General features: G+C 51.5%; 24 protein-coding genes and 1 pseudogene. 19 read left to right on the top strand and 6 right to left on the bottom strand.

Annotation, left to right across the window (positions count from 1 at the left end; genetic code table 11):
- Window positions 1-689: 689 nt before the first annotated feature.
- Complete coding sequence (speA, locus tag HA51_RS21375) at window positions 690-2,669, bottom strand: biosynthetic arginine decarboxylase (RefSeq protein ID WP_084936575.1); 1,980 nt, start codon at window positions 2,667-2,669, stop codon at window positions 690-692.
- Between the two features lie 794 nt (window positions 2,670-3,463).
- On the opposite strand from speA, the gene metK reads away from it, so the two are divergent.
- The 8 genes from metK to ruvX all read left to right on the top strand — a co-directional run bounded on the left by metK (window position 3,464) and on the right by ruvX (window position 11,023).
- The gene (metK, locus tag HA51_RS21370) at window positions 3,464-4,615 is read left to right on the top strand and encodes a methionine adenosyltransferase (protein WP_084936574.1); all 1,152 of its coding nucleotides are present in this window, start codon (window positions 3,464-3,466) and stop codon (window positions 4,613-4,615) included.
- Window positions 4,616-5,122: 507 nt separating this feature from the next.
- On the top strand, window positions 5,123-6,517 hold the full coding sequence (locus HA51_RS21365) for a sugar porter family MFS transporter (RefSeq protein WP_084936573.1): 1,395 nt from the start codon (window positions 5,123-5,125) through the stop codon (window positions 6,515-6,517).
- 319 nt (window positions 6,518-6,836) lie between these two features.
- Entirely contained in the window at window positions 6,837-7,349 is a 513-nt protein-coding gene (locus HA51_RS21360; protein ID WP_139810712.1) for a SprT family zinc-dependent metalloprotease, read from the top strand.
- 76 nt (window positions 7,350-7,425) lie between these two features.
- Window positions 7,426-8,133: a deoxyribonuclease I gene (gene endA / locus HA51_RS21355; protein ID WP_084936571.1), complete on the top strand. Its 708-nt coding sequence runs from the start codon at window positions 7,426-7,428 to the stop codon at window positions 8,131-8,133.
- Between the two features lie 73 nt (window positions 8,134-8,206).
- Complete coding sequence (gene rsmE / locus HA51_RS21350) at window positions 8,207-8,938, top strand: 16S rRNA (uracil(1498)-N(3))-methyltransferase (RefSeq protein ID WP_084936570.1); 732 nt, start codon at window positions 8,207-8,209, stop codon at window positions 8,936-8,938.
- 78 nt (window positions 8,939-9,016) lie between these two features.
- A complete protein-coding gene (gshB, locus tag HA51_RS21345) occupies window positions 9,017-9,961 on the top strand; it encodes a glutathione synthase (RefSeq protein WP_084936569.1) in 945 nt (314 codons plus the stop codon).
- A gap of 82 nt (window positions 9,962-10,043) precedes the next feature.
- Complete coding sequence (locus tag HA51_RS21340; protein WP_084936568.1) at window positions 10,044-10,607, top strand: YqgE/AlgH family protein; 564 nt, start codon at window positions 10,044-10,046, stop codon at window positions 10,605-10,607.
- Window positions 10,607-11,023 (top strand): Holliday junction resolvase RuvX, encoded by a 417-nt coding sequence (gene ruvX, locus HA51_RS21335; RefSeq protein WP_084936567.1) that lies wholly within the window; start codon window positions 10,607-10,609, stop codon window positions 11,021-11,023. The genes HA51_RS21340 and ruvX overlap by 1 nt, the downstream gene beginning before the upstream one ends.
- 123 nt (window positions 11,024-11,146) lie before the next feature.
- Here ruvX and HA51_RS21330 read toward each other — a convergent pair whose 3' ends face one another.
- Window positions 11,147-12,142: a type IV pilus twitching motility protein PilT gene (locus HA51_RS21330; RefSeq protein ID WP_084936566.1), complete on the bottom strand. Its 996-nt coding sequence runs from the start codon at window positions 12,140-12,142 to the stop codon at window positions 11,147-11,149.
- A gap of 16 nt (window positions 12,143-12,158) precedes the next feature.
- Between HA51_RS21330 and HA51_RS21325 the strand changes: the two genes are divergently transcribed.
- Genes HA51_RS21325 through hemW form a run of 4 tightly spaced genes read left to right on the top strand, consistent with a single transcriptional unit; the run spans window position 12,159 to window position 15,185 of the window.
- Entirely contained in the window at window positions 12,159-12,866 is a 708-nt protein-coding gene (locus tag HA51_RS21325; RefSeq protein ID WP_084936565.1) for a YggS family pyridoxal phosphate-dependent enzyme, read from the top strand.
- A 12-nt stretch (window positions 12,867-12,878) separates the two neighbouring features.
- A complete protein-coding gene (locus HA51_RS21320; RefSeq protein ID WP_084936564.1) occupies window positions 12,879-13,433 on the top strand; it encodes a YggT family protein in 555 nt (184 codons plus the stop codon).
- A 20-nt stretch (window positions 13,434-13,453) separates the two neighbouring features.
- Window positions 13,454-14,047, top strand: coding sequence for an XTP/dITP diphosphatase (locus HA51_RS21315; protein WP_084936563.1), 594 nt, complete (start codon window positions 13,454-13,456; stop codon window positions 14,045-14,047).
- Window positions 14,040-15,185: a radical SAM family heme chaperone HemW gene (gene hemW / locus HA51_RS21310; RefSeq protein ID WP_084936562.1), complete on the top strand. Its 1,146-nt coding sequence runs from the start codon at window positions 14,040-14,042 to the stop codon at window positions 15,183-15,185. Before HA51_RS21315 ends, hemW begins: the two co-directional genes overlap by 8 nt.
- 44 nt (window positions 15,186-15,229) lie before the next feature.
- On the opposite strand, the gene HA51_RS21305 is transcribed toward hemW, so the two are convergent.
- Entirely contained in the window at window positions 15,230-15,964 is a 735-nt protein-coding gene (locus tag HA51_RS21305; RefSeq protein WP_084936561.1) for a GntR family transcriptional regulator, read from the bottom strand.
- Window positions 15,965-16,382: 418 nt separating this feature from the next.
- On the opposite strand from HA51_RS21305, the gene HA51_RS21300 reads away from it, so the two are divergent.
- Genes HA51_RS21300 through HA51_RS21290 form a run of 3 tightly spaced genes read left to right on the top strand, consistent with a single transcriptional unit; the run spans window position 16,383 to window position 18,566 of the window.
- Window positions 16,383-16,829, top strand: coding sequence for a PTS sugar transporter subunit IIA (locus HA51_RS21300; RefSeq protein ID WP_084936560.1), 447 nt, complete (start codon window positions 16,383-16,385; stop codon window positions 16,827-16,829).
- A gap of 46 nt (window positions 16,830-16,875) precedes the next feature.
- On the top strand, window positions 16,876-17,145 hold the full coding sequence (locus tag HA51_RS21295) for a PTS sugar transporter subunit IIB (RefSeq protein ID WP_084936559.1): 270 nt from the start codon (window positions 16,876-16,878) through the stop codon (window positions 17,143-17,145).
- Window positions 17,146-17,189: 44 nt separating this feature from the next.
- Window positions 17,190-18,566, top strand: a complete 1,377-nt coding sequence (locus HA51_RS21290) for a PTS ascorbate transporter subunit IIC (RefSeq protein WP_084936558.1) — start codon at window positions 17,190-17,192, stop codon at window positions 18,564-18,566.
- A 113-nt stretch (window positions 18,567-18,679) separates the two neighbouring features.
- On the opposite strand, the gene HA51_RS21285 is transcribed toward HA51_RS21290, so the two are convergent.
- The 3 genes from HA51_RS21285 to trmB all read right to left on the bottom strand — a co-directional run bounded on the left by HA51_RS21285 (window position 18,680) and on the right by trmB (window position 20,640).
- Entirely contained in the window at window positions 18,680-19,399 is a 720-nt protein-coding gene (locus HA51_RS21285; protein ID WP_084936580.1) for a YggN family protein, read from the bottom strand.
- 195 nt (window positions 19,400-19,594) lie between these two features.
- Window positions 19,595-19,921: a YggL family protein gene (locus HA51_RS21280; RefSeq protein ID WP_084936557.1), complete on the bottom strand. Its 327-nt coding sequence runs from the start codon at window positions 19,919-19,921 to the stop codon at window positions 19,595-19,597.
- Window positions 19,921-20,640 (bottom strand): tRNA (guanosine(46)-N7)-methyltransferase TrmB, encoded by a 720-nt coding sequence (trmB, locus tag HA51_RS21275; protein WP_084936556.1) that lies wholly within the window; start codon window positions 20,638-20,640, stop codon window positions 19,921-19,923. Before trmB ends, HA51_RS21280 begins: the two co-directional genes overlap by 1 nt.
- Before the next feature lie 154 nt (window positions 20,641-20,794).
- On the opposite strand from trmB, the gene mutY reads away from it, so the two are divergent.
- From mutY to HA51_RS21255, 4 genes and pseudogenes are all read left to right on the top strand, one after another.
- Window positions 20,795-21,880, top strand: a complete 1,086-nt coding sequence (gene mutY, locus HA51_RS21270) for an A/G-specific adenine glycosylase (protein WP_084936555.1) — start codon at window positions 20,795-20,797, stop codon at window positions 21,878-21,880.
- On the top strand, window positions 21,880-22,152 hold the full coding sequence (locus HA51_RS21265; protein WP_038644892.1) for an oxidative damage protection protein: 273 nt from the start codon (window positions 21,880-21,882) through the stop codon (window positions 22,150-22,152). Before mutY ends, HA51_RS21265 begins: the two co-directional genes overlap by 1 nt.
- A gap of 54 nt (window positions 22,153-22,206) precedes the next feature.
- The gene (gene mltC / locus HA51_RS21260; RefSeq protein ID WP_084936554.1) at window positions 22,207-23,286 is read left to right on the top strand and encodes a membrane-bound lytic murein transglycosylase MltC; all 1,080 of its coding nucleotides are present in this window, start codon (window positions 22,207-22,209) and stop codon (window positions 23,284-23,286) included.
- Window positions 23,287-23,769: 483 nt separating this feature from the next.
- Window positions 23,770-25,198: pseudogene (locus HA51_RS21255) on the top strand (amino acid permease).
- Window positions 25,199-25,229: the final 31 nt, after the last annotated feature.

Genomic DNA, 25,229 nt, shown 5'->3' with positions numbered 1-25,229 from the left:
TCAAGTTAGATGTAAGGGAAACATCGATAAAACTTAACACGTTGACTGAAGCCTAACGTACAACTTACAGTTTGAAAAATAGATTTCAGTAAACCATGCAGGCCACTTCAATCGTTTAAAACTATCAATTTTTACGATTTAGTTTCTTTTAAATCGAAAAAGAGATCAGATAATTCCTATAAAAATTTAAGTTAATCTCACCCTTGACAGATTATAAAATATCTACATCAATGAATTTATTGATTAAAAAATTAGTCAACATAATGTGTTTTTTATTTTTATCTCAAAATGCACTTTATAGATTTCAGGAGGCATGGTTCCAATAAGTGCCAGAAAAACTAGTTGCCAATAAAAACTATTCAACCATTAATGTTTAAATTTTTATTATATATCGAAAGGAAAACATAACAATTTGCTTGGTTAATAGCTGATAAATCAGTAGTTGTAAGAGGGGTATTCTCGACGGGAACGTGCCTGCTCACTCGCTTTATCAAATAAATTAAGCAGATAGCGAAGCGGTATTTTTGAGGCGACTTTGGAAGGCGAGCTGTTAAATTATCCGTGTGAGGGTCATCACAATAATTAAAAAATATTCTTTAAAAAGAATGAGCAAAAAAAAGAGGGCCTTTAATGGCCCTCATCTTATTAATACCTGGTGGGCAAATGCATGCCCACTTCACTCGCGCATATCATTCGTCTTCGAGATAGGTGTAGCCGTATAAGCCACTTTCGAACTCTTCGAGGAACTGCGCGCGCAGGTCATCACCGATATCCTTTTGCTGGGTGACCTGGTCTCGGAACAGGGTCATCAGATCGTTAGGATTCAGCTGCACATACTGCAGCATATCGGCCACCGTATCGCCTTCATCCGACAGTTGCACTTCTACACTGCCGTCCTGGAAAGCAAACACATCAACCGCTTCGGTATCACCAAATAGGTTGTGCATATTGCCGAGAATCTCCTGGTAGGCTCCAACCATAAAGAAGCCCAGCATCGGTGGATTGTCGATATCGTATTCTGGCATCGGCATGGTGGTCGCAATGCCATCGCCATCAACGTAGTGATCGATGGTGCCATCGGAGTCACAGGTGATGTCGAGCAACACAGCACGGCGCTCTGGAATCTTATTCAGTCCTTCCAGCGGCAGAACCGGGAACAGCTGATCGATACCCCAAGCATCCGGCATTGACTGGAACAGTGAGAAGTTGACGTAAATCTTATCCGCCATACGCTCTTGCAGTTCATCGATGATTGGGCGATGCGCACGGTTACTCGGATCAAGATGCTGCTGAATATAATGGCAGATGCTTAAGTACAGCTGTTCAGCCCAGGCACGCTGACCGAGGTCGTAAGTACCTGAGGAGTAGCCGGTGTGGATATCGAACAGGTCCATCTGGCTGTCATGCAGCCATTCACGCAGCGAACGGCGGACGTTCGGCTCGTGCATCTCCTGCCACGTATCCCACAAACTCTGGATAGGGCGCGGTGAGTCGGCATCCGGTGCCACTGGCGTGCTGAACTCATTGCGCTCGACACCAATAATATTGGAAACCAACACAGTATGATGCGCAGTCACAGCACGGCCCGATTCGGTGATCACCGTTGGATGCTCAAGACCGTTTTCTTCACAGGCATCGCCAATCGCCCAGATGACGTTATTGGCGTATTCGTTCAGGCCATAGTTGACCGAGCAATCAGACTGCGAGCGCGTGCCTTCGTAATCGACGCCCAAACCGCCGCCAACGTCGAAACATTTGATGTTCACGCCGAGCTTCGCCAGCTCAACGTAGAAACGCGCCGATTCACGCACGCCAGTGGCGATATCGCGAATGTTGGACATCTGCGAACCAAGGTGGAAATGCAGCAGTTGCAGGCTATCCAGACGACCGGCCTTGCGCATGATGTCTACCAGCTGTAATACCTGTGACGCTGCCAGACCAAACTTGGACTTCTCGCCACCGCTCGACTGCCATTTGCCGGAACCTTGCGAAGCCAGACGCGCGCGAATCCCTAAACGTGGGATAACGTTCAGGCGCTCAGCCTCTTCCAGCACCAGGCGCACTTCAGTCATCTTCTCGATCACCAGATAAACCTTGTGACCCAGTTTTTCACCAATCAGTGCCAGACGAATATATTCGCGATCTTTGTAGCCGTTACAGACGATCACCGAACGGGTTTTTCCGGCGTGTGCCAGTACCGCCATCAGTTCGGCTTTCGAACCGGCTTCCAGTCCCAGCGGCTCACCGGAGTTCACCAGCGATTCGATGACGCGCTTATGCTGGTTAACCTTGATCGGATAAACCAGGAAATAGTCACCTTTATAGCCGTAGGACTCACGCGCTCGCTTAAAGGCAGCGTTAATAGAGCGCAGGCGATGCTGCAAAATCTGCGGGAAGCAGAACAGCGCAGGCAAACGCTGACCGTCGGCCTCACGTTCTTTAACCAGCTTCGCCAGGTCAACGCGCACATCCGGTTGGTCCGGATCCGGGCACACGCTGATGTGCCCCAGCTCGTTGACGTCATAATAGTTATTACCCCACCAGGCAATATTGTAGGTACGCAGCATTCTGCTTGCTTCCTGATCGTTCATCGCCACCTCCTGCATGGAGCGGAGTACACCCTGTTCGCCAGCTGACGAACCCTTGATATTCTTCATGTCGTCAGACATCGCGAACCTCAATTTTCCGTTGAAATATGAAACAGTTGCCGGGTTTTACTGCTTTAAGTCCGGGTAAAGATTTTCCCATCTTGCTGAGCTCCGCATATCGGGTTGCAATGCACGTTGCTGACTCTAAGTGTAAAACACCGCGCCAAATTCAGTAAAAAACGGGCCGAAGCCTACGATTTTCACGGCCAATAGCGAGTGAAACACAGCATTAGAAAAGTGGGAATAGCTTAGCCGGCGCTCGTGTCGGGATAATTACCGCAACGCATAAAACTTCGGCGAGAGAAAAGAACAGAACTGGATTGGGGAAGGATTGCCAGCGCGCCTAAAAAGCGCAGAGAACCGAAAAGAAGAGAAGTGTGGTTCATTACTTTTATCACCTCCAACGTCTGCCATTAGCAAACGAAAAACGGCTTGGGTGAAAGCCAGAGAACGGCTCTGACGGCGAGACGCACAGTGACGTCATCCTTTAAAACAGCAGCGGCGTTTTATACAGCCACTGGTGCTAAAAAGCAAAATTTTTGTCCATGAAATGTGTGTGGTGTCAGGAATTTGTTCCAATCAGGCGCTTGCGTAAACGTGCTCAATCTTAAAAAGCACTGGAAATGTGCTCACTGTGTAACCTAGAATAGCCGTCCAGATGGTTGTCCATCTAAACTGATTAACATCCAGGCGGTGTCGGTGCTACATACCCATACTCCCTATTGCTCGCGGCTTTGCCTGAAGGGGCGTCGAGTCGGCCTGGTCCACTTACGCTATGCAGTCGAATTCAAACCATTTGTAAGGTAAAGAACAGAATGGCTAAACACCTTTTTACATCTGAGTCCGTATCAGAAGGACATCCTGATAAAATCGCTGACCAAATTTCCGATGCTGTGCTTGATGCGATCCTGGAACAGGATCCTAAAGCACGTGTGGCCTGCGAAACTTACGTGAAGACCGGTATGGTGCTGGTTGGCGGTGAAATCACCACCAGCGCTTGGGTTGATATTGAAGAGATCACCCGTAATACCGTCCGTGAAATCGGCTATGTGCATTCCGATATGGGCTTTGATGCGAACTCCTGCGCAGTACTGAGCGCGATTGGTAAGCAATCTCCGGACATTAACCAAGGTGTTGACCGTACCGATCCGCTGGAACAGGGCGCGGGCGACCAGGGCCTGATGTTTGGCTACGCGACCAACGAAACCGATGTGCTGATGCCAGCACCGGTGACCTACGCGCACCGCCTCGTTCAGCGTCAGGCTGAAGTGCGCAAAAGCGGTTCACTGCCGTGGTTACGTCCGGATGCGAAAAGCCAGATCACTTTCCAGTACGATGGCGGCAAAATTGTCGGTATCGATGCGGTAGTACTGTCAACGCAGCACGCTGAAGAAGTTTCAACGGCCGACCTGCGCGAAGCCGTAATGGAAGAGATCATCAAGCCGGTTCTGCCTGCTGAGTGGGTGAATGCCAGCACCAAATACCACATCAACCCAACGGGTCGTTTTGTTATCGGTGGCCCAATGGGTGACTGCGGTCTGACCGGTCGTAAAATCATCGTGGATACCTACGGCGGCATGGCTCGTCACGGTGGCGGTGCATTCTCCGGTAAAGATCCTTCTAAAGTTGACCGTTCGGCTGCTTACGCCGCTCGCTATGTGGCGAAAAATATCGTGGCTGCGGGTCTGGCCGATCGTTGTGAAATTCAGGTTTCCTACGCGATTGGCGTGGCTGAGCCAACCTCAATCATGGTGGAGACCTTCGGTACTGAGAAAGTCTCAACCGAGCAATTGACCCTGTTGGTGCGTGAGTTCTTCGACCTGCGTCCATACGGTCTGATCCAGATGATGGATCTGCTGAAGCCGATCTACAAAGAGACCGCCGCTTACGGTCATTTTGGTCGCGAACACTTCCCGTGGGAGCAGACGGATAAAGCCGCTCAACTGCGTGAGGCTGCTGGCCTGTAATTGATTACAGCCTGGCGAAAACAAGCCCGCTTAATGCGGGCTTTTTTATGCCTGTCGCCGCGCTCATGTATCAACACTGTAGATTCATCGCACATGCTTTATGACTCGCCACGTACCGCTACATTGCCAATCGCACACGCTGCTCCCCCTTCCACGCACAGCTTTTTTTTCGTTGTCTACACTCTGATCACTTCGCTTACAACAAAGTGTTAACGATTACATTTTGAAATTCTTTTGTTATCTGTAATTTAGAGAATTTTCAGCGTAGTTATTCCTGTGAAAATGCGTTATTTTCAGCGTCGTCTGATAGCCGATATTTAGAGAGATGTCAGAAACTTAAAGGGTGCTATACCTTACTGGTTACGTAACTATTTCAGGCGGAAAATGCTGGATTTCAGGGTTTCAGCGTGTGTAACCGATTACACTGATGTGATCGAACTCACTTTTTTCTGCCGACAGGTTTCATAACATTGATAAAAACAATGATAGATAATCTTCGGAGGCATTATGCCTGGTACTACTCATAAGAGCAGAACATCGAACAAGATGATGACCTTGTTCGTCTGCTTTTTAGCGGCTCTGGCCGGCCTGCTGTTTGGCCTGGATATCGGCGTTATTGCTGGTGCCCTGCCCTTTATCGCAAAAGATTTCAACGTGACAGCTCACCAGCAAGAGTGGATTGTTAGCTCAATGATGTTCGGTGCAGCTGTGGGTGCTGTTGGTAGTGGCTGGATGTCGTCTCGCCTGGGCCGTAAAAAGAGCCTGATGGCGGGTGCCATCCTGTTCGTTATCGGTTCTTTGTGGTCCGCCATGGCCACTAGCCCGGATATGCTGATTGCTGCTCGTGTGGTTCTTGGCTTAGCCGTGGGTGTCGCCTCTTACACCGCGCCACTGTATCTTTCTGAAATCGCGCCAGAAAAAATTCGTGGCAGTATGATTTCACTCTACCAGCTGATGATCACCATCGGGATTCTGGCAGCCTACCTGTCTGACACTGCGTTCAGTGATGCAGGTGCATGGCGCTGGATGCTGGGTGTCATCACCATCCCAGCCATTTTGCTGCTGATTGGCGTGTTCTTCCTGCCCAACAGCCCACGCTGGCTGGCAGCAAAAGGTGATTTCCGCAGTGCACAGCGGGTGCTTGATCGTCTACGTGATACCAGCGAACAAGCTAAGCGTGAGCTGGATGAGATTCGTGAAAGCCTGAAGATCAAACAGTCTGGCTGGCAGCTGTTCCAGAGCAACAGCCACTTCCGCCGTGCTGTGTACCTGGGCGTGTTGCTGCAGGTGATGCAGCAGTTCACCGGTATGAACGTGATCATGTATTACGCGCCTAAAATCTTTGAGATTGCAGGCTTCGCCAACACCACTCAGCAAATGTGGGGCACAGTGATTGTCGGTCTGGTGAACGTACTGGCGACCTTTATTGCTATCGGTTTGGTGGATCGCTGGGGCCGTAAACCAACGCTGGTGCTGGGCTTTATCGTCATGGCCGCTGGCATGGGTATCCTCGGTACTATGCTGCACATCGGCATTCACTCTGCTTCGGCACAGTACTTCGCGGTGGCGATGCTGTTGATGTTCATCGTTGGTTTCGCGATGTCTGCCGGTCCGTTGATCTGGGTGCTGTGTTCAGAGATTCAGCCGCTGAAAGGCCGCGACTTTGGTATCACCGTTTCTACCGCAACCAACTGGATTGCGAACATGATCGTTGGTGCCACCTTCCTGACCATGCTGAACTCGCTGGGCAACGCGCCGACCTTCTGGGTCTATGCGGGTCTGAATGTCTTCTTTATCCTGCTGACCGTGGCGCTGATTCCAGAGACCAAAAACGTCTCGCTGGAGCACATCGAGCGTAACCTGATGTCAGGTAAAAAATTGCGTGATATCGGCCAGAAGTAAGGTTGAGAGACGAGAACAAGGGCTGCCGCGAGGTGGCCCTTTTTTTTGCTATCAATGACGTAATGCTTGTCACTCCAGCGCGTTTCGGTCGCCATAAATGGCGCCCCTACGGATTGGGTGAGAGTTCGTAGGGGACGCATTTATGCGTTCCTGGCATTGGAGGGCGCCATAAATGGCGCCCCTACGGATTGGGTGAGAGTTCGTAGGGGACGCATTTATGCGTTCCTGGCATTGGAGGGCGCCATAAATGGCGCCCCTACGGGTTCGGTGTGGTTTTCGTAGGATGCGCATTTATGCGTACCAGGTTATCCTGCCGAACATGAAAACACCTCGCCTTCCTATCGCCCTGCAACAAGCCGTGATGCGCTCTCTGCGCCATTTTTTGCAGCTCGCCAATGACAAGCTGGAACGTCACTATGACGAGCCAAAGCTGGTTTATCAGCAGCGCGGCACCGCCGCTGGCACGGCCTGGCTAGAGAAGTGGGAAATTCGCCTGAATCCCGTGCTGTTGCTGGAAAACCAACAGCCGTTTATTGATGAAGTGGTGCCGCATGAACTGGCACATCTGTTGGTATGGAAAACCTTTGGTCGCGTGCCGCCGCACGGTAAAGAGTGGAAGTGGATGATGGAAAGCGTTCTGGGCGTGCCCGCCCGTCGCACGCATCAGTTTGAAATCGCCTCCGTGCGCAGTAACACCTTCCCCTATCGCTGCCGCTGCCAGCAGCATCAGCTCACGGTACGCCGCCATAACCGCGTGCAGCGCGGTGAAAGCGAATATCGCTGTGTCCATTGTGGCACGCTACTGCAACCCGGTGAATTCACAGCACGTTAGTCCGCGAATCTGATATCCCCCCTCTTGCCATTCTGTTACCCTGCCGCCTTTTTCCGCACCAGGTCAATTTTGGAATATGTCTCGCAAAACGCTGTTGTTACTCACCTTATTAATGGCACCCCTTAGTGCCTTCAGTCTGAGTTTTTCGAATTATCATCAGAACAATTTCCAGCAGGCAAAAACCGTCGCGGCACAAATTAATGCCGATGCCCCGGCCGACTTCTACTGCGGCTGCAAAATCAGCTGGCACGGCAAGAAAGGCGTGCCTGATCTCAGCAGCTGCGGCTATAACGTTCGTAAAAATGCCAACCGAGCTGAACGCATTGAGTGGGAACATGTGATGCCCGCATGGGAGTTCGGCCATCAGCGCCAGTGCTGGCAAAACGGCGGACGTAAAAATTGCAGTAAAGATGCCGACTATCGTCGCATTGAGAGTGACCTGCATAACCTGCAGCCGGCGATTGGTGAAGTGAACGGCGACCGCAATAACTTCCAGTACAGCCAGTGGAACGGTGGCGATCAGCCATACGGGCAGTGCTCAATGAAGATCGACTTTAAGCAGAAGCTGGCCCAGCCGCCGGAACGTGCTCGCGGCGCCATCGCCCGCACCTACTTCTACATGCGCGATCAATATCATCTCAATTTGTCACGCCAGCAAACCCAGCTATTTACCGCCTGGAACAAGCAATATCCGGTCACCGCATGGGAGTGTGAGCGTGACAATCGCATCGCGCAGGTGCAAGGAAATCACAATCCCTATGTACAACAGGCTTGCCAGCGCTAAAAGCGCTACCCTAAACTAGCTTTTTTCGATTGCGCCGTGTCCGTTGGCACGGCATAACGCTGGCAGGAACCGCATGCGTATACCTCGCATTTATCACCCCGAAACCCTAGACGTTAACCGTGAATTCTTCCTTGATGAAGATGCCGCTAATCACGTCGGACGCGTGCTGCGTATGACCGTGGGTCAACACATTGAGCTGTTTGATGGCAGTAATCTGACTTTTAGCGCCGAAATCACCCAAGCCGATAAAAAGCGTGTAAAAGTAAATATCCTTGCCAGTCAGCCTGATGACCGTGAATCCCCGCTACATTTACACCTCGGACAAGTGATGTCGCGGGGTGAAAAAATGGAATTCACGATTCAGAAATCGATCGAACTCGGTGTGAATGTGATTACACCCTTGTTTTCTGAGCGCTGCGGCGTAAAGCTGGATGCCGAACGGCTGGCAAAGAAGATTCAGCAATGGCAGAAAATTGCGATTGCCGCCTGTGAACAGTGCGGCCGTAATCGCGTGCCGGAAATTCGCGAAGCGATGACGCTGGAAGCCTGGTGTGCCGAAGCCGATAGCGGCCTGAAGCTGAATCTGCATCCGCGTGCCAGCCAGAGTATTAATACGCTGCCGCAACCCGTGGAACGTGTTCGTCTGCTGATTGGCCCAGAAGGCGGCTTGTCTGCTGATGAAATAGCAATGACCGCACAGCAAGGTTTCACTGATATTTTGCTCGGCCCGCGCGTGTTGCGCACCGAAACAACCGCCCTCACCGCCATTACGGCACTTCAGGTGAGGTTTGGTGACCTCGGTTAAGCGATAATTCCGGGTTATAGAGAGAAGCACGTGCAACACACGGAACGGGAAGCTGATTCCCCCTTTGAGGAGAGAATAATGATCAAGCTTGGCATCGTTATGGACCCAATTTCGTCCATCAACATTAAAAAAGACACCAGCTTCGCCATGTTGCTGGAAGCACAGCGCCGTGGTTACGAAATTCATTACATGGAGATGAGCGATCTCTCCCTGCGCGGTGGCGTGACCTATGCCCGCACGCGCCTGCTGAGCGTCGAGCAGAACTACGACAAATGGTATGAATTCGGCAGTGAGCAGGTGATTCCACTGGCCGATCTGAATGTCGTGCTGATGCGCAAAGATCCGCCATTTGATACCGAGTTCATCTACGCAACCTACCTGCTGGAACGCGCAGAAGAGCAAGGCACGTTGATTGTGAACAAACCGCAGAGCTTGCGCGACTGTAACGAAAAGCTCTACACCGCGTGGTTTGCTGATTTAACACCCGATACGCTGGTCACCCGCAACAAAGAGCAACTGCGCGCCTTCTGGCAGGAGCACGGTGACGTGATCCTCAAGCCGCTGGACGGTATGGGTGGTGCATCTATCTTCCGCGTGAAGCAGGATGATCCTAACTTTGGTGTGATCACCGAAACCCTGACCAACCACGGTCAGAACTTCTGCATGGCACAAAACTACCTGCCAGCGATTAAAGATGGCGACAAACGCGTGTTGGTCGTGGATGGTGAACCGGTGCCTTACTGCCTGGCGCGTATTCCGCAAGGCGGTGAAACCCGTGGCAACCTGGCCGCAGGTGGCCGTGGTGAAGCGCGTCCGCTGAGCGATAGCGACTGGGAAATTGCTCGTCGTGTTGGCCCAACGCTGAAAGCCAAAGGGTTGATTTTTGTCGGCCTGGACATCATTGGTGATAAACTCACCGAAGTTAACGTTACCAGCCCAACCTGCGTGCGTGAAATCGAAGCTGCTTTCCCGATTTCAATCACCGGCATGCTGATGGATGCCATTGAAAAACGTTTGGGCTGATGTCGGCGGCGTGTAAGCGCTGCAAGAACCCAAAACCGGTGTGGCTTTGGCCATGCCGGTAATTTTTGAAACACGAGTGATAATGAATTTACAGCACCATTTTTTGATTGCGATGCCGTCGCTGCAGGATCCGCTCTTCAAACGCTCGGTGGTGTATATCTGCGAGCACAATGAAGATGGTGCCATGGGCTTGATTGTGAATAAGCCGATGGAGAATTTAACCGTCGAAGGTATTCTGAAGAAGCTTAAAATTAGCGCTACCGATCGCGATCCCACCATCAAACTGGATAAGCCGGTTTACTCGGGTGGCCCGCTGGCGGAAGATCGTGGTTTTATCTTGCACTCTGCGCAGAAAGTTTACTCCTCCAGCATCCGTATTTCCGACAATACCGTGATCACCACATCACGCGATGTGCTGGAAGCGATCGGTACTGCCTCACAGCCGGAAAACGTGCTGGTGGCGCTGGGTTACTGCGCCTGGGAAAAAGATCAGCTGGAAAATGAATTACTGGAAAACGCCTGGCTGACCACGCCCGCCAATACCAATATTCTGTTCCACACGCCTATTGCCGAACGCTGGCGCGAAGCCGCACGCAGCATGGGTGTCGATATCCATAACATGACCAGCGATGCAGGACACGCCTGATGGCCAGTGAAACCTTGCTGGGATTTGATTTCGGCACTAAAAGTATCGGCGTGGCCGTCGGCCAACAGCTGACCGGCACGGCTCGTGCACTCACTGCGTTGAAAGCGCAGGACGGCTCGCCCGACTGGAAACTGATCGAGAAGCTGCTGAAAGAGTGGCAACCAGATTATGTGGTGGTGGGCTTGCCGCTGAATATGGACGGCACCGAACAGCCGTTAACCGACCGTGCCCGTAAGTTTGCCAATCGTATACATGGCCGATTTGGCGTACGCGTTGAGTTGCAGGATGAGCGTTTGAGTACCGTTGAGGCCCGTGCCGACCTGTTCGAACGCGGCGGCTTTCGTGCGCTACAAAAAGGCCAGGTCGATTCGCAATCGGCGGTGATCATTCTCGAAGATTGGTTCGATACGCATTAATTTAAGTCGATCTAGCATCCCGCGTGATGCCCCTTGCTGAACGGTAGCGGTGCAACCAATTGCGCATTTGTCAGTTGCGCAGCCACTTTCGAGGCGCGCGATAAATCGCGCCGCTGCAGTCGGTTACTCAATCAATCCCGCCATTCGCCGCGCCTGCTCGCTCTGCGTGAAGGTCTGCATGCCTGCCTGTGCGCCGGTTTGTAACACGCCAGGCAATTGATGCATCTTTCCTTCGCGAATCAAATTGACCACCGCTGGCGTCGCCACTAGCACTTCAAACAATCCCACTCGGCCGCCTGCTTTTGCGGGCACCAGTCGCTGCGCCAGCACTGCTTTCAAACTCCCCGCCAGTTGAGTGCGCACCAGGTTCTTCTCTTCAGCGGGAAACACATCCACCAAGCGATCCACCGCCTGCGTAGCGCCGCGCGTATGCAGGGTTGCCATCACCAGATGACCGGTTTCTGCGGCAGTGAGCGCGAGCCGAATCGTCTCACTGTCTCGCAACTCTCCCAGCAGAATCACATCGGGGTCTTCGCGTAGCGCCGCCTTCAAGCCATGTTGGAATGAAGCCGCGTGTACGCCCACTTCCCGTTGCTGAATCAGCGATCGCTGACTGTGATGCACAAACTCGATCGGATCTTCCAGCGTAATGATATGGCGCGCCTGCTCGCGGTTGAGGTTATCCACCAGTGCCGCCAGCGTCGTGGATTTACCGCTGCCCGTGGCACCGGTGATTAAGATCAGCCCTTCTTCAAGCTGCATCAGGGATGCCATTACATCCGGTAACCGCAGGCTGGTGAGATCCGGGGCCTGGCTGGCAACCAGCCTCAGCGCCAGCGACAAGCCATGGCGTTGCATAAACAGGTTTGCACGCAGCCGCACGCCGCTTGGCAGCGTGAGCGCAAAATCCACGTGCCCACTCTCCTCCAGCTCTGCCTGCTGGACCTGGTTTAACCGCTGCTGAATAAAGGCTTCCAGCCACTCTCCTTCCAGAACGTTTTGCTGTGGAATCGGCGCCAGCACGCCATGACAACGCCAGTGCGGCAAATGTCCGCTGCAAAGGTGCAGATCGGCGGCGTTATGCTTTACACTAAGGGCCACAACTTCATCCAAATCCATTTAACTTCTCCTGACTATGACTTCCATTGAGCTCAACTTACTGCAAGTGCGTGAACGCATCGCCGCTGCTGCCGCACGTTGCGGCCGCGCGCCAGAAGAAATTACCCTGCTTGCCGTGAGCAAAACCAAACCTGCGAGCGCAGTCGCAGAAGCGATTGCCGCCGGACAGCAGGCATTCGGTGAAAATTACGTGCAGGAAGGGGTTGAAAAAGTGGCAGAGCTGGCCGCACATCCTGAACTGCAATGGCACTTTATTGGGCCGTTACAATCCAACAAAAGTCGCCTGGTGGCGGAGAATTTTGCCTGGTGTCACACCGTTGATCGCCAGCGCATTGCGCAACGTCTGAATGATCAGCGCCCAGACGCGCTGCCGCCACTGAACGTGTTAATTCAGGTAAATATCAGTGACGAGAACAGCAAATCTGGCATCATGCTGGAGGCCATTCCAGAGTTGGCTCAACAGATTGCCGCATTGCCGCGTTTGCGCCTGCGCGGGTTGATGGCTATCCCAGCACCGGAAGCGGATTATGATCGACAGCTGGCGGTCTGCCAGCAGATGGCGAGCGCGTTTAACGCCCTAAAACAGGATTACCCCGAGGTCGATACGCTTTCACTGGGAATGAGCGACGACATGGATGCGGCAATCGCCGCTGGCAGCACCATGGTGCGAATTGGCACCGCCGTTTTTGGCGCGCGGGATTATGCGCGACCTTCACAACAATAATTGAGGAACCTCATGTTAACAATGACGTTTTTAGTCAAAACGCTGATCGACCTGTACGTGATGGTATTGCTGCTGCGCATCTGGATGCAGTGGGCACGCTGTGACTTCTACAACCCGCTGTCACAGTTCGTGGTGAAGATTACTCAGCCAATCATTAAGCCGCTGCGTCGCATATTGCCTGCGCTGGGCCCGATTGATACCGCCTCGCTGGTGCTGGCGTTTGTGCTAACGACCTTGAAGTATCCCGTGCTGCTACTGATTCAGGTCGGCGTATTCTCTGTGGACCCAACCAACCTGCTGGTGGGGCTGCTGTCGTTGTTAAAATCTGCCGGTTATCTGGTGTTCTGGGTGATCATCATTCGCTCACTGATGAGCTGGATCAGCCAAGGTCGCGGTCCGATTGACTACGTGTTAATCCAACTGACTGAACCGCTGATGGCTCCGATTCGCCGTATTCTGCCTGCCATGGGCGGCATCGATTTCTCTGCCATGATTGTGATTCTGGTGCTGTACGCGCTGAATTTCCTCGGCATGGACCTGTTCCCAGGTCTCTGGTACCTGCTCTAATTCGTTAATCTGGAACTGTTATGCAAAAAGTTGTTCTCGCCACCGGTAACCCGGGCAAAGTTCGTGAACTGGCCGATCTGTTAGCGGCTTTCGGCCTTGATATCGTGGCGCAAACCGAACTGGGCGTTGAGTCAGCCGAAGAGACCGGCCTGACCTTTATTGAAAACGCCATCCTCAAAGCGCGTCATGCGGCGCAGATCACCGGCTTACCGGCCATTGCCGATGACTCGGGTCTGGCAGTGGATGCACTCGGTGGCGCGCCGGGCATATACTCGGCGCGCTATGCTGGCCTTGACGCCAGCGATCAGCAGAATCTCGATAAGCTGTTAGTCGCGCTGGAAAATGTGCCAGACGGTCAGCGCCAGGCACAATTCCACTGCGTGCTGGTCTACGTTCGTCATGCAGAAGATCCGGTTCCGTTGGTGTTCCACGGTAGCTGGGAGGGGGAAATCACGCGCGCGGCGGCAGGCCAAGGCGGCTTCGGCTACGATCCTATCTTCTATGTTCCTGAGCTGGGTAAAACCGCGGGCGAGCTGAGTAAAGATGAAAAGCGCGCCGTTTCTCACCGTGGCAAAGCATTGACGCTGTTGTTGGAAGCGATGCGCAATGCCTGAGTTACCACCGCTAAGTCTCTACATCCATATCCCATGGTGTGTGCAGAAGTGTCCCTATTGTGATTTCAACTCGCACGCCTTGAAGGGAGAAGTGCCGCATATCGAGTATGTGCAGCACCTGCTCAACGATCTTGAACAGGATTTACCGCTCACCGCAGGACGTGAAGTGCGCACTATCTTTATTGGTGGTGGCACGCCGAGCCTGCTGAGCAGCAATGCCATGCAGATGCTGATGGACGGCGTGCGTGCACGCTTGCCGCTGGCGGCTGGTGCGGAAATCACCATGGAAGCCAACCCCGGCACCGTGGAAGCTGACCGCTTCAGTGCCTATCAGAAAGCCGGTATTAATCGTATTTCGATTGGCGTGCAGAGTTTCAGTCCGCAAAAGCTTGAGCGCCTCGGTCGTATTCATGGGCCAGAAGAAGCCAAACGCGCGGCACATTTGGCCGAAGGCCTTGGCCTGCGCAGCTTTAACCTCGATCTGATGCACGGTTTACCGGATCAGTCGCTGGAAGAAGCGCTGGACGATTTACGCCAGGCGATTGCGCTCAATCCACCGCATCTGTCGTGGTATCAACTGACGATTGAACCCAACACGCTGTTTAGCTCGCGCCCGCCGGTGTTACCGGATGACGACGCGCTGTGGGATATCTTCGAACAGGGTCACCAGTTGCTCAGCGCCGCCGGTTATCAGCAGTATGAAACCTCGGCCTACGCTAAGCCGGGCTATCGCTGCGAGCATAATCTCAACTACTGGCGTTTCGGTGATTACCTCGGTATTGGGTGTGGCGCCCACGGCAAGCTGACGCAACCGGATGGCCGTATTGTGCGTACGGTGAAAACACGCCATCCGCGCGGTTTCATGAAAGGCAACTACCTCGATAAGCAGCATGAAGTTGAGGATCACGACAAGCCGTTCGAATTCTTTATGAACCGCTTCCGCCTGTTGGAGGCCGCTCCACGCGCTGATTTCCTTCGCTATACCGGGCTGGATGAAGCCGTGATTCGTACGCAGCTAGACGAAGCGATTGCCGCGGGTTACGTGGATGAAACAGCAGAACAGTGGCAAATCACCGAGAAAGGGAAACTCTTCCTGAATTCGCTGCTGGAACTGTTTTTGCCTGAAGAGAAGTCATGACATTCTGATGGCCCAGTGATTAACCAATATGACTGGGTCATCAGTTAAGGTCTTTCCGTATTTTGCCGCAGTTGTAAAAGCTGCGTATTAATGATGGCTATATTCACCTCGCAGGGCAAACCATCATCAAGATAGACCGTTTCATAAATCTCTAAAGCCGCAGCATTTTCATTAAAATTCAGCAACCTAAGTTGTTCTTCATCCGTCACATTGATGGCATTTAAATGCTGTTCCCTGCGCTGGACTTTCTTGCCTGTTATTTGCTCGATGTAAGAGTATTTCGATATTTCCAGTTTGCTGAATTCCATGCTGCTAAACATGCTGACCGGGAAATGGTTATATTCCAGCGCCACGGGAATATCATCAAAGCTCATCAGACGCACCACTTTATAGATTTGGTCACCACTCTTGATGCGCAACGCCTGAGCCATTTCTGCCGTCGGCACTTTCATGATACTGACGGTGATCACTTTCCTGACCCCTTTGTACCCTTTCTTCTGCGCCTGGAAGTCAAAGGGTGACAGCGCGTGAAAACGCCCCACATGATCGCTTTTAGCTGTTGAACCCACAAACAGGCCCGAGCCCTTCACCCGATAAATGCGCTGTTGCTCAATCAGGATACGTGTTGCTTCGCGGACCGTGGCGCGGGTGATACCGATGTTTTTAGCGATACCGATTTCGGTGTCCAGTTTGTCACCCGGCATCAATCCATCATCTTTGATTTTTTGCAGGAGGTAATCGACAACCTCTTTTTGCTTCTCAGTAATGCCATCGATCATCAACGTGCTTCCCAATAAGTGTATGAGTGCAAATCTGCGCTCGGTGACTCAACACGTATGCCTGAATTTATTTTATGCGCGCCACCCTTACTGCTTACGGATGTGATCGAGTTAACGCTTTTACATTCAGGAGCAACCTGTCCAGCCAGATTTCAATCTTACATATTGTATCTGTACAGGTCTAGGAGCATTATCAAGATGACTAGACATCTTTTAAAACATAACCACTCTAAGTTAGAAAGAAAAATAATAGATAAAAATCATTATCTTATTAAGGTAGTCACTTGTAATAAATGCAATAAGATAAGGCTGCCGATTAAAAACAACATCAACACCAGGGAAATTCATTCAAACATGACTGTACATCTCATCGCTATACAGCCTTTGACCACAGTCATCCCGACTTCAGGAGATCAACATGGCGCATCTTGCTAAATGGCTGAATGAAGAAAAAATTCAGTACCTCGAAAGTGTTCCTGACTGGCAGGCCGCCATCGAAGCCGTGGCGCGTCCGCTACTGCATGAACAGGCCATTTCTCAGCGTTACGTGGATACCATCATCCAGCAGAAGCAGGAGATTGGCCCTTACTTTGTCATCGCTCCACGTATCGCCATGCCGCATGCGCGACCAGAACAAGGTGCAGAAAAACTCGGTTTATCGGTGCTTAAACTGGCTAAGGGCGTCAATTTTGATGCAGATGAAAATGACCCGGTCGATATCCTGTTCATGTTCGCTGCACCCGACAGCAACAGCCATATAGAAATGATTACTCAATTGGCTGAAGTGCTCTCTGATGAAGAAAAAATGGCGCAGGTGTTAAGCGCGGTTAACCAGGCTGAACTCAGCCGTCTATTGTTATCCTAAATCCGTTTAATTTAGCATTAGTTAATAAAAATCAACGAGGTAGAAGATGAAAATTATGGCAGTTTGCGGCTCAGGCCTGGGAAGTAGTTTTATGATGGAAATGAACATCAAAAAAGTATTGAAGCTGATTGATGTGACCGCCGACGTAGAGCACTCCGATCTGGGATCGGTCACGCCGGATGTGGCAGATGTATTCGTGATGGCAAAAGACATCGCCTACAGCGCCAACCTTCCAGAGGACAAAGTGATCATCATCAACAACATCATTGACCTCAAAGAAATTGAGCAAAAAGTCCGCGCCTATTTTAATAAATAATTCACTCAACCTACTGAAATAGAACACTTGCCGCTGAGGTTACTATGTTTATTCAAAACCTTTTATTGGTAGTTGTGGATGTGCTGAAAGTCCCCTCCATTCTGGTTGGTTTGGTGGCCATGTTTGGACTGATCGCACAGAGAAAGCCGTTCCCAGACATCATTAAAGGCACGGTAAAAACTATCCTGGGTTTTCTGGTGTTGGCTGGCGGTGCGACGGTGTTGGTGGGGTCGTTAACGCCACTCGGTGACATCTTTAAGCACGCCTTTGATGTACAGGGAATTATTCCAAACAATGAAGCGATGGTTTCCATTGCTTTAGAGAAGTACGGTGCGCCTACCACGCTGATTATGGCGTTTGGTATGGTGGCGAATATTATTGTTGCCCGCTTTACTCGACTGAAATACATCTATCTTTCAGGCCATGTGACCTTCTATATGGCCTGTATGATCGCCATTATCTTGTCGGTGGCAGGTTTCGAAGGTGTGCAGCTGATTTATACCGGTTCTCTGACGCTCGGCATGCTGATGGCGATTTTCCCGGCCATCGCTCAGCCGCATATGCGTAAAATCATTGGACACGATCAGGTCGCCCTGGCACACACGGGTACAGTCGGTTACGTGCTGTCTGGTTGGATTGGCTCCTTAGTGGGTAAAGGCTCCAAATCCACTGAAGAGATGAACATGCCAAAAAACCTCAGTTTTTTGCGCGACAGCACCATCTCCATCTCCCTCACCATGATGATTATTTACTTTATTCTTTCGGTTTCTGCCGGCCGGGAATATGTAGAGAGTCAATTTAGTCATGGTCAGAACTACCTGGTGTATTCGTTCGTACAGGCGATTACCTTTGCGGCGGGCGTATTTATTATCCTGCAAGGGGTGCGCTTGATTCTGGCGGAGATTGTGCCGGCTTTCACGGGCTTCTCCGAGAAACTGGTGCCAAATGCACGCCCCGCGCTGGATTGCCCGATTGTCTTCCCGTACGCACCGAATGCGGTTCTGGTTGGTTTTATTTCTAGCTTCGTGGGTGGATTAGTGGGGCTGTTCTTCCTGGGACAACTGCACTGGGTGCTGATTCTTCCAGGTGTGGTGCCGCACTTCTTCTGCGGTGCAACGGCGGGCGTGTTTGGTAACGCCACAGGTGGGAAACGTGGAGCCATGCTGGGCGCTTTTGCCCACGGTATTCTGATTACGTTCCTCCCGGTCGCCCTGCTGCCCGTGCTCGGTGCGATTGGATTAACCAATACCACTTTCTCAGACACCGACTTTGGCGTCACCGGCATCATCCTTGGCAACATGGCACGCTACCTGGATAAGGGTGTCATCATGATGATCATCACCGGTATCTTTGCTCTGCTGGTTGTCTACAACTATGTCGCCAGCAATAAAGCGACGGCAGAGGAAGCGAAGAGCGAGTAATTAGCCGTGTAGCGGCGCGATTTATCGCGCGTACCTGAAGCGGCTAAGCTGCTGACATACGCGCAATAAATTGTGCCGCTATCGTTTAACTTTCAAGACGATAGCGACGATTTTTATCCTTTAACGCCCTGCATCAGCGCGGTACGCTGCCCTTCCAGATCCGTCACTCGGTTACACACCTCATGGCCAAAATTCTGGAAATCCTGTTCCTGATTTTTCCACTCTGCCTGAACCGCCTGCTGTAATCCACCCAGATTGCCCATAATGGCTTGTAATGGATTACTGCCGCTGGCCGCCTTGCTGCTGCCCATCTCGTTCAGGCTGTCCTGCATGATGCCGCCCAGTGTGCTCTGCACCAGCTTTTCTCCGTCAGCGCGCACTTGATCTATCGCCTGATGATGGAAGGTCAAACCGTCCGGGCGATGCTCAATAATGCGATTCATCTGCTGCTTTAACTGACCATCCAAAGTGGTGAGGCGATTGCGCACGTTGCTGTTAGCACCGAGCTTTTCCACAATCACTTTATCTAACGCAACACGGCTGCGTTCTAAACGCGTGTTAGCACCGTTATCTACCCACGGTAAATCACGGCGTAAAGCATTCTGATAATCAATGGCTTTCTGGCGTGTGGCGTTATCGACGTTGGCTTTCTGCCCGTTGAAGGTCACATCACCCTGTGGCGAGATTTCAAGATTACCGTTGGTGCCCACCACCTGCACGCTCTGCGGTTTGATGATCACATCATCCTTTGGGTTAACGCTGCACTGATAATCAGCCTGCGCCTGCGTCGCTGCAGCCAGCAGCAGTGCGGTAAGAAGAGCCTTACGAACCATGAAATCTCCCTTAAATGAAAAGCCGCCTACGCCTTTGCTGTTAAAACAGGTCAGGCGTAGGCGGCGCGGCGAATTTGGTAACGGCCAGCGCACAGCAACCGGAGCGTACATGAGTACGTGAGGATGGCGAGCACTGCCCGGTGCCAAAAGCGCAAGTGAGCTAGCCTGAAGCGCTATCTCAGACTAATAACTTACTTAGTCCCACCAAACGTCAAAGAGTTCAGTGACCTGAACATCAGTGAGTTCTTTCTGCTCCAGCCACTTACGCACTAATTCGCGGTGCTCATCGGTGCATTTACCAGTTTCCTGCAGGCAAACCAAGCCTTCCCACACCAGATAACCGCTGCCGTCATACGCCAGACCATTCGGATCAATCACTTCAGTAATAAACTGATCCAGCGTGGCATCAATCTGCTCTTCGGTGGTGCCTTCGGCAAAACGCCAGGCAACAGAAAAACCTAATTCCTGAAACTCATCAATATGCAGTTTCTTACGTAAACGACGGCTACGCTGTACGGCCATTATTTCACCCTCTCAAACATCAGATCCCAAACACCGTGGCCCAGTCGCTGCCCGCGCTGCTCAAATTTAGTTAACGGACGCGTTTCCGGACGCGGCACGTAATCGTTACCTTCTGACAGGTTTTTATACCCATCCACGCTGTTCATGATTTCCAGCATGTGAGTCGCATAATCTTCCCAGTCAGTCGCCATGTGGAACACGCCACCCAGCTTCAGCTTACGCATCACCAGCTCGGCAAAAGGTACCTGCACAATGCGACGTTTGTTGTGGCGCGCTTTATGCCATGGATCCGGGAAGAACAGCTGGACCATACGCAGTGAATTATCCGGAATCATCTGCTGCAACACTTCTACTGCGTCGTGACACATCACACGCAGGTTCTCCACGCCCGCTTCTTTCGCGGAAGCCAGACAGGCACCCACGCCCGGCGCATGCACTTCAAGGCCGAGGAAATTCTGATGTGGATTGTTCTGCGCCATGGTCACCAGTGAGGCACCCATACCAAAACCAATCTCCAGCACTACGGGCGCTTCGCGACCAAACAGTGCGGCCAAATCCAGCGGCTCCTGCTGGAACTCGACGCCCATCTCCGGCCAGTAATTATCGAGCGCGAGCTGCTGCCCTTTCGTTAAGCGCCCTTGGCGGCGCACAAAACTGCGGATACGGCGTAATGGCCGACCGTTCTCATCAAATTCTGGGGTGATGACGTCATTAATCATGTTGAAGCCTGCTGGTTAGCCTAATCTGGGAAACGGGCATTATGCAAAGTTAGATAGCAGAAGCAAGCCTTTGCAATCTTCCGGTTTACACCCTGATGTCTCTGTGCTGGAATTCCTGCCTGATTGTAGAGCAAACATGGAAAATTTCCTTCTAATGATGCAAGCGCCGCAGTTCGCGCAACAGGTGCTGGAGTGGTATCACCGCTTTGGCCGCAAAACTCTGCCGTGGCAGCAGGAGAAGACACCTTATAAGGTGTGGCTCTCTGAAGTGATGCTGCAGCAGACGCAAGTTGCCACCGTTATTCCTTACTTTGAACGCTTTATGGCGCGCTTCCCGACGATCGCCGATCTGGCGGCAGCGCCGCTGGATGAAGTGCTGCACCTGTGGACCGGCCTCGGCTATTACGCCCGTGCGCGCAATCTGCATAAAGCCGCGAAGCAAGTGGTCGACAAACACGGCGGTGAATTCCCGCGTAATTTTGATGATGTCGCCGCACTGCCAGGCGTCGGCCGTTCTACCGCAGGTGCCGTACTCTCATTGTCACTGGGCCTGCATTTCCCGATTCTCGACGGCAACGTTAAACGCGTGCTGGCACGTTGTTATGCCGTGGGTGGGTGGCCGGGCAAGAAAGACGTTGAAAAACGTCTGTGGCAGATCAGCGAAGAGGTCACGCCTGCTGAAGGCGTTAGCCAGTTTAACCAGGCAATGATGGATCTTGGTGCGTTAGTGTGCACTCGCTCACGTCCTAAGTGTGAGATTTGTCCGGTCAGCAGCGGCTGCGTGGCTTACGCCAACAGCAGCTGGGCGGAGTATCCCGGTAAGAAGCCCAAAGTGACGATTCCCGAGCGCACCGGCTGGTTCCTGATGATTCAGCACGGCGACGACGTGTTCCTTGAACAACGTCCGCCGGTGGGGTTATGGGGCGGTTTATTCTGCTTCCCGCAGTTCACCAGTGAGCAAGCACTAACTGACTGGTTAGCCGAGCGCGGTATTCATGCCAAGCCACAGCAACTTACGGCCTTCCGACATACCTTCAGCCATTTCCACTTAGACATTGTGCCTATGTGGCTAGCGTGGCCTTCTACCGGGTCGCTGATGGATGAAGCGAGCGGTCTCTGGTATAACTTAGCGCAACCACCGTCAGTGGGTTTGGCCGCGCCCGTTGAGCGCTTGCTGCATGAATTGCGCCATCCCCAGCAACTGGCACTGCACACGCGCGTGATCCAAGAGGAAGAGTAATGAGCCGCACCATTTTTTGTACGTTTCTGCAACGCGACGCTGAAGGGCAGGATTTCCAGCTCTATCCAGGCGAGATCGGTAAGCGCATCTACAATGATATTTCCAAAGAAGCCTGGCAGCAGTGGATGTCCAAGCAGACCATGTTGATCAACGAGAAGAAGCTCAACATGATGAACCCGGAAGATCGCAAAGTGCTGGAGAAGGAGATGATCAATTTCCTGTTCGAAGGCAAAGATGTGCATATCGAAGGCTTCACCCCGCCAGAAAAATAATCGTTCAGGGCCTCCCTTTGAGGCCCTCTTTTTCGAATCAGGCACCCATTTACAATGAATAAAAAACTGATAGCGCTGTTAGTGATTGCCCCACTTTTGGTTTCCTGCTCCGGACAAAAAAAATCGCAGTATCACGAAGAGTGGGTTAAGGACACCAACGGTTTCGACATTCTGATGGGGCAGTTTGCTGCCAACATTGAAAATATTTGGGGTATCAATGAGGTCCTGATCGCCGGACCAAAAGATTACGTCAAATATAGCGACAGCTATTACACCCGCAGTCACATTAACTTTGACAGCGGTAGTATCACCATTGAGACCATTGCGGGCACCGATCCGATGGCCAGCCTGCGTCAGGCGATCATCACCACGCTGCTGATCGGTGAAGATCCGGGTAATGTCGATCTCTACTCCGATGCCAACGATATTCAGATCAGTAAAGAGCCGCTGCTTTATGGTCAGGTACTGGATAACACCGGACAGCCGATTCGTTGGCAGGGCCGCGCCGCCAGCTTTGCGGATTACCTGATTCAGAACAAGCTGCAAAAACGCACATCCGGTTTACACGTGATCTGGTCTGTTACCATTCCGATGGTGCCGAACCACCTCGACAAACGTGCGCACAAATATCTGCCGCTGGTGCGTAAAGCAGCGGAAGAGTATGGCGTTGATGCGTCGCTGATCCTGGCGATTATGCAGACCGAATCGAGCTTCAACCCCTATGCGGTCAGCAACTCTGATGCGCTGGGCTTGATGCAGGTGGTGCAACATACCGCTGGCGTAGACGTGTTCCGCATGAAGGGCAAATGGGGCAAACCAAGCCGCAGCTATCTGCTTGATCCGGCAAATAACATTGATGCGGGTACGGCCTATCTGTCGCTGCTACAGAAGAGTTATTTAGGCGGGATTCAGGATCCGGTGTCACGACGTTACGCGGTAATTACTGCCTACAACGGAGGGGCCGGCAGCGTACTGCGTGTGTTCTCCAGTGATAAAGATCGTGCCTTCGCGAAGATTAACGACATGTCGCCGAATGATGTGTATCAGACGCTGACCACCAGCCATCCATCGGGTGAGTCACGCCGCTATCTGTATAAGGTCAATCAGGCACAGCGCAGTTATCATCGGTATTAATCACTTGCGGTGAAAGTAGTGCATTAGTAATTGTAATGACAGGCGGCGGAGAAAAGAATTATTTCTCCTCTGCCTGTTTTTTTGCCTTAGAAAAATTCATGTCTGAAGTTAAAATCGCCTAACATCACAAAAATAATAAATCAGTATGAATATAAAACAATAACGCTAACTTGTTGTTTTTAATTACAATGGTTTTCTCGACCTTTCTTAATCTCCTATTATTTTCACTTTTCATTCCATTAGGCCATCTCATGCTCATTGACCACTTTTTAAATAAGGTGCAATGATTATTTCAACAACAACTGATCGTCTGGATTGAACATCAAAATAAATTACAACTGTCACCTCTGATTTGGAAATAGTGTCGAAACGCGCTTTCGATATTTATTTTTTAATAACATGAACCCCGTCAATAAAACATTCTCATCCGATAGGTGCTTTTGGATGATCAAATGTTATGCCTGACAGGATAAGAGGATATATATGAGCCATTCACCCGCACAAAATAATTCGTTAGGCGATGGCCTTTCGGATCGACAAATTGGCATGATCTCTATCGCTGGCATCATTGGTGCTGGATTATTTGTTGGCTCCGCCAATGCCATCGCTACCGCTGGCCCGGCAGTTCTCCTCTCTTATGCAATGACCGGTGTGCTGGTGTTACTGGTGATGCGGATGCTGGGTGAAATGGCCGTATTGCAACCTGATACCGGCTCTTTTTCCACCTATGCCGCGAAAGCGATTGGCCCCTGGGCGGGTTTCACTATCGGTTGGTTATATTGGTGGTTTTGGGTATTGTTGATTCCGGTCGAAGCGATTGCCGGTGCAGATATACTGCACGCCTATTTTCCTTCCGTCGCTGCTTGGCAATTTACCACAGCCATTATCCTGCTGTTGACCGTGACAAATCTATTTAGTGTAAAAAACTTTGGCGCGTTTGAATTCTGGTTCGCCATTATTAAAGTCGTCGCCATCATTGGTTTTATTGGTATTGGTCTAATGGCAATATCCGGTCACTGGCCATTGGCCAATGTCAGCGGCGTTGCTCATCTCTACAATAGCATTGGTTTTATGCCCCACGGTTTTGGCGCGGTATTAACGGGTATTCTGCTGACTATCTTCTCGTTTTTTGGTGCCGAAGTGGTCACCATTGCTGCTGTGGAATCCAAAGATCCCGGTAAAAAAATCAGCCGTGCAATTAATCTCGTGGTGTATCGCATCGCCTTATTTTATCTGCTTTCAATCTTCCTGGTGGTTTCGCTCATCAGTTGGAATGATCCTGAACTGCTCACCCAAGGAACCTTCCAGTATGTGCTCTCTACGCTCAACTTCCCAGGTGCCAAACTGGTGGTGGATGTGGTGGTGCTGATTGCCGTTTGCAGCTGCATGAACTCGGGTTTATATACCGCATCACGCATGCTCTATTCGCTTGGCAAACGCGGTAATGCCCCCGCTTCTTGCGCCACCGTCACTCGGGGTAGCGTGCCACGCGTAGCCGTCCTCGGCTCCACACTGGCGGGCTTTGTCGCCTGTATCGCAAACTATGCTTTCCCTGGTGAAGTCTTCGCCTTCCTCATCTCCACCACCGGCGCCATTGCACTGATTGTCTACCTGGTGATTGCGGTTTCACAATTGAGAATGCGCACCGCACTGGAAAAAACGCGGCATGACACCCGATTTCAAGATGTGGTTTTTCCCATGGTTAACCTGGCTGAGTATTTTGATGATTCTCAGCGTGCTGGGATATATGTTTTATTTACCGCAGTATCGCTACGAAAGTTTGATGACGATGGGAGTGACGCTGCTGGTGCTTTGTGCAGGGATATATATCACGGGTAAAAGGAAAAAGCAGGAGGCTGTATTGACTACCGCCAGAATATCGAAAGAGAAAATTCAGGTGGCCCGGCACTGATATCTAAAAGCATGATGGTGTGCGGCGTTAA

The organism is Pantoea rwandensis (assembly GCF_002095475.1).
Classification (GTDB): Bacteria; Pseudomonadota; Gammaproteobacteria; order Enterobacterales; family Enterobacteriaceae; genus Pantoea; species Pantoea rwandensis.
The sequence above is the reverse complement of the archived record's forward strand: the minus strand, read 5'-3'. Positions and strand labels throughout refer to the sequence as shown.

What these genes read in the sequence shown, in the direction of transcription:
- speA (WP_084936575.1), bottom strand. Translation starts at nt 2,669, where the DNA reads ATGTCTGACGACATGAAGAATATCAAGGGTTCGTCAGCTGGCGAACAG.
- metK (WP_084936574.1), top strand. Translation starts at nt 3,464, where the DNA reads ATGGCTAAACACCTTTTTACATCTGAGTCCGTATCAGAAGGACATCCT.
- HA51_RS21365 (WP_084936573.1), top strand. Translation starts at nt 5,123, where the DNA reads ATGCCTGGTACTACTCATAAGAGCAGAACATCGAACAAGATGATGACC.
- HA51_RS21360 (WP_139810712.1), top strand. Translation starts at nt 6,837, where the DNA reads ATGAAAACACCTCGCCTTCCTATCGCCCTGCAACAAGCCGTGATGCGC.
- endA (WP_084936571.1), top strand. Translation starts at nt 7,426, where the DNA reads ATGTCTCGCAAAACGCTGTTGTTACTCACCTTATTAATGGCACCCCTT.
- rsmE (WP_084936570.1), top strand. Translation starts at nt 8,207, where the DNA reads ATGCGTATACCTCGCATTTATCACCCCGAAACCCTAGACGTTAACCGT.
- gshB (WP_084936569.1), top strand. Translation starts at nt 9,017, where the DNA reads ATGATCAAGCTTGGCATCGTTATGGACCCAATTTCGTCCATCAACATT.
- HA51_RS21340 (WP_084936568.1), top strand. Translation starts at nt 10,044, where the DNA reads ATGAATTTACAGCACCATTTTTTGATTGCGATGCCGTCGCTGCAGGAT.
- ruvX (WP_084936567.1), top strand. Translation starts at nt 10,607, where the DNA reads ATGGCCAGTGAAACCTTGCTGGGATTTGATTTCGGCACTAAAAGTATC.
- HA51_RS21330 (WP_084936566.1), bottom strand. Translation starts at nt 12,142, where the DNA reads ATGGATTTGGATGAAGTTGTGGCCCTTAGTGTAAAGCATAACGCCGCC.
- HA51_RS21325 (WP_084936565.1), top strand. Translation starts at nt 12,159, where the DNA reads ATGACTTCCATTGAGCTCAACTTACTGCAAGTGCGTGAACGCATCGCC.
- HA51_RS21320 (WP_084936564.1), top strand. Translation starts at nt 12,879, where the DNA reads ATGTTAACAATGACGTTTTTAGTCAAAACGCTGATCGACCTGTACGTG.
- HA51_RS21315 (WP_084936563.1), top strand. Translation starts at nt 13,454, where the DNA reads ATGCAAAAAGTTGTTCTCGCCACCGGTAACCCGGGCAAAGTTCGTGAA.
- hemW (WP_084936562.1), top strand. Translation starts at nt 14,040, where the DNA reads ATGCCTGAGTTACCACCGCTAAGTCTCTACATCCATATCCCATGGTGT.
- HA51_RS21305 (WP_084936561.1), bottom strand. Translation starts at nt 15,964, where the DNA reads ATGATCGATGGCATTACTGAGAAGCAAAAAGAGGTTGTCGATTACCTC.
- HA51_RS21300 (WP_084936560.1), top strand. Translation starts at nt 16,383, where the DNA reads ATGGCGCATCTTGCTAAATGGCTGAATGAAGAAAAAATTCAGTACCTC.
- HA51_RS21295 (WP_084936559.1), top strand. Translation starts at nt 16,876, where the DNA reads ATGAAAATTATGGCAGTTTGCGGCTCAGGCCTGGGAAGTAGTTTTATG.
- HA51_RS21290 (WP_084936558.1), top strand. Translation starts at nt 17,190, where the DNA reads ATGTTTATTCAAAACCTTTTATTGGTAGTTGTGGATGTGCTGAAAGTC.
- HA51_RS21285 (WP_084936580.1), bottom strand. Translation starts at nt 19,399, where the DNA reads ATGGTTCGTAAGGCTCTTCTTACCGCACTGCTGCTGGCTGCAGCGACG.
- HA51_RS21280 (WP_084936557.1), bottom strand. Translation starts at nt 19,921, where the DNA reads ATGGCCGTACAGCGTAGCCGTCGTTTACGTAAGAAACTGCATATTGAT.
- trmB (WP_084936556.1), bottom strand. Translation starts at nt 20,640, where the DNA reads ATGATTAATGACGTCATCACCCCAGAATTTGATGAGAACGGTCGGCCA.
- mutY (WP_084936555.1), top strand. Translation starts at nt 20,795, where the DNA reads ATGATGCAAGCGCCGCAGTTCGCGCAACAGGTGCTGGAGTGGTATCAC.
- HA51_RS21265 (WP_038644892.1), top strand. Translation starts at nt 21,880, where the DNA reads ATGAGCCGCACCATTTTTTGTACGTTTCTGCAACGCGACGCTGAAGGG.
- mltC (WP_084936554.1), top strand. Translation starts at nt 22,207, where the DNA reads ATGAATAAAAAACTGATAGCGCTGTTAGTGATTGCCCCACTTTTGGTT.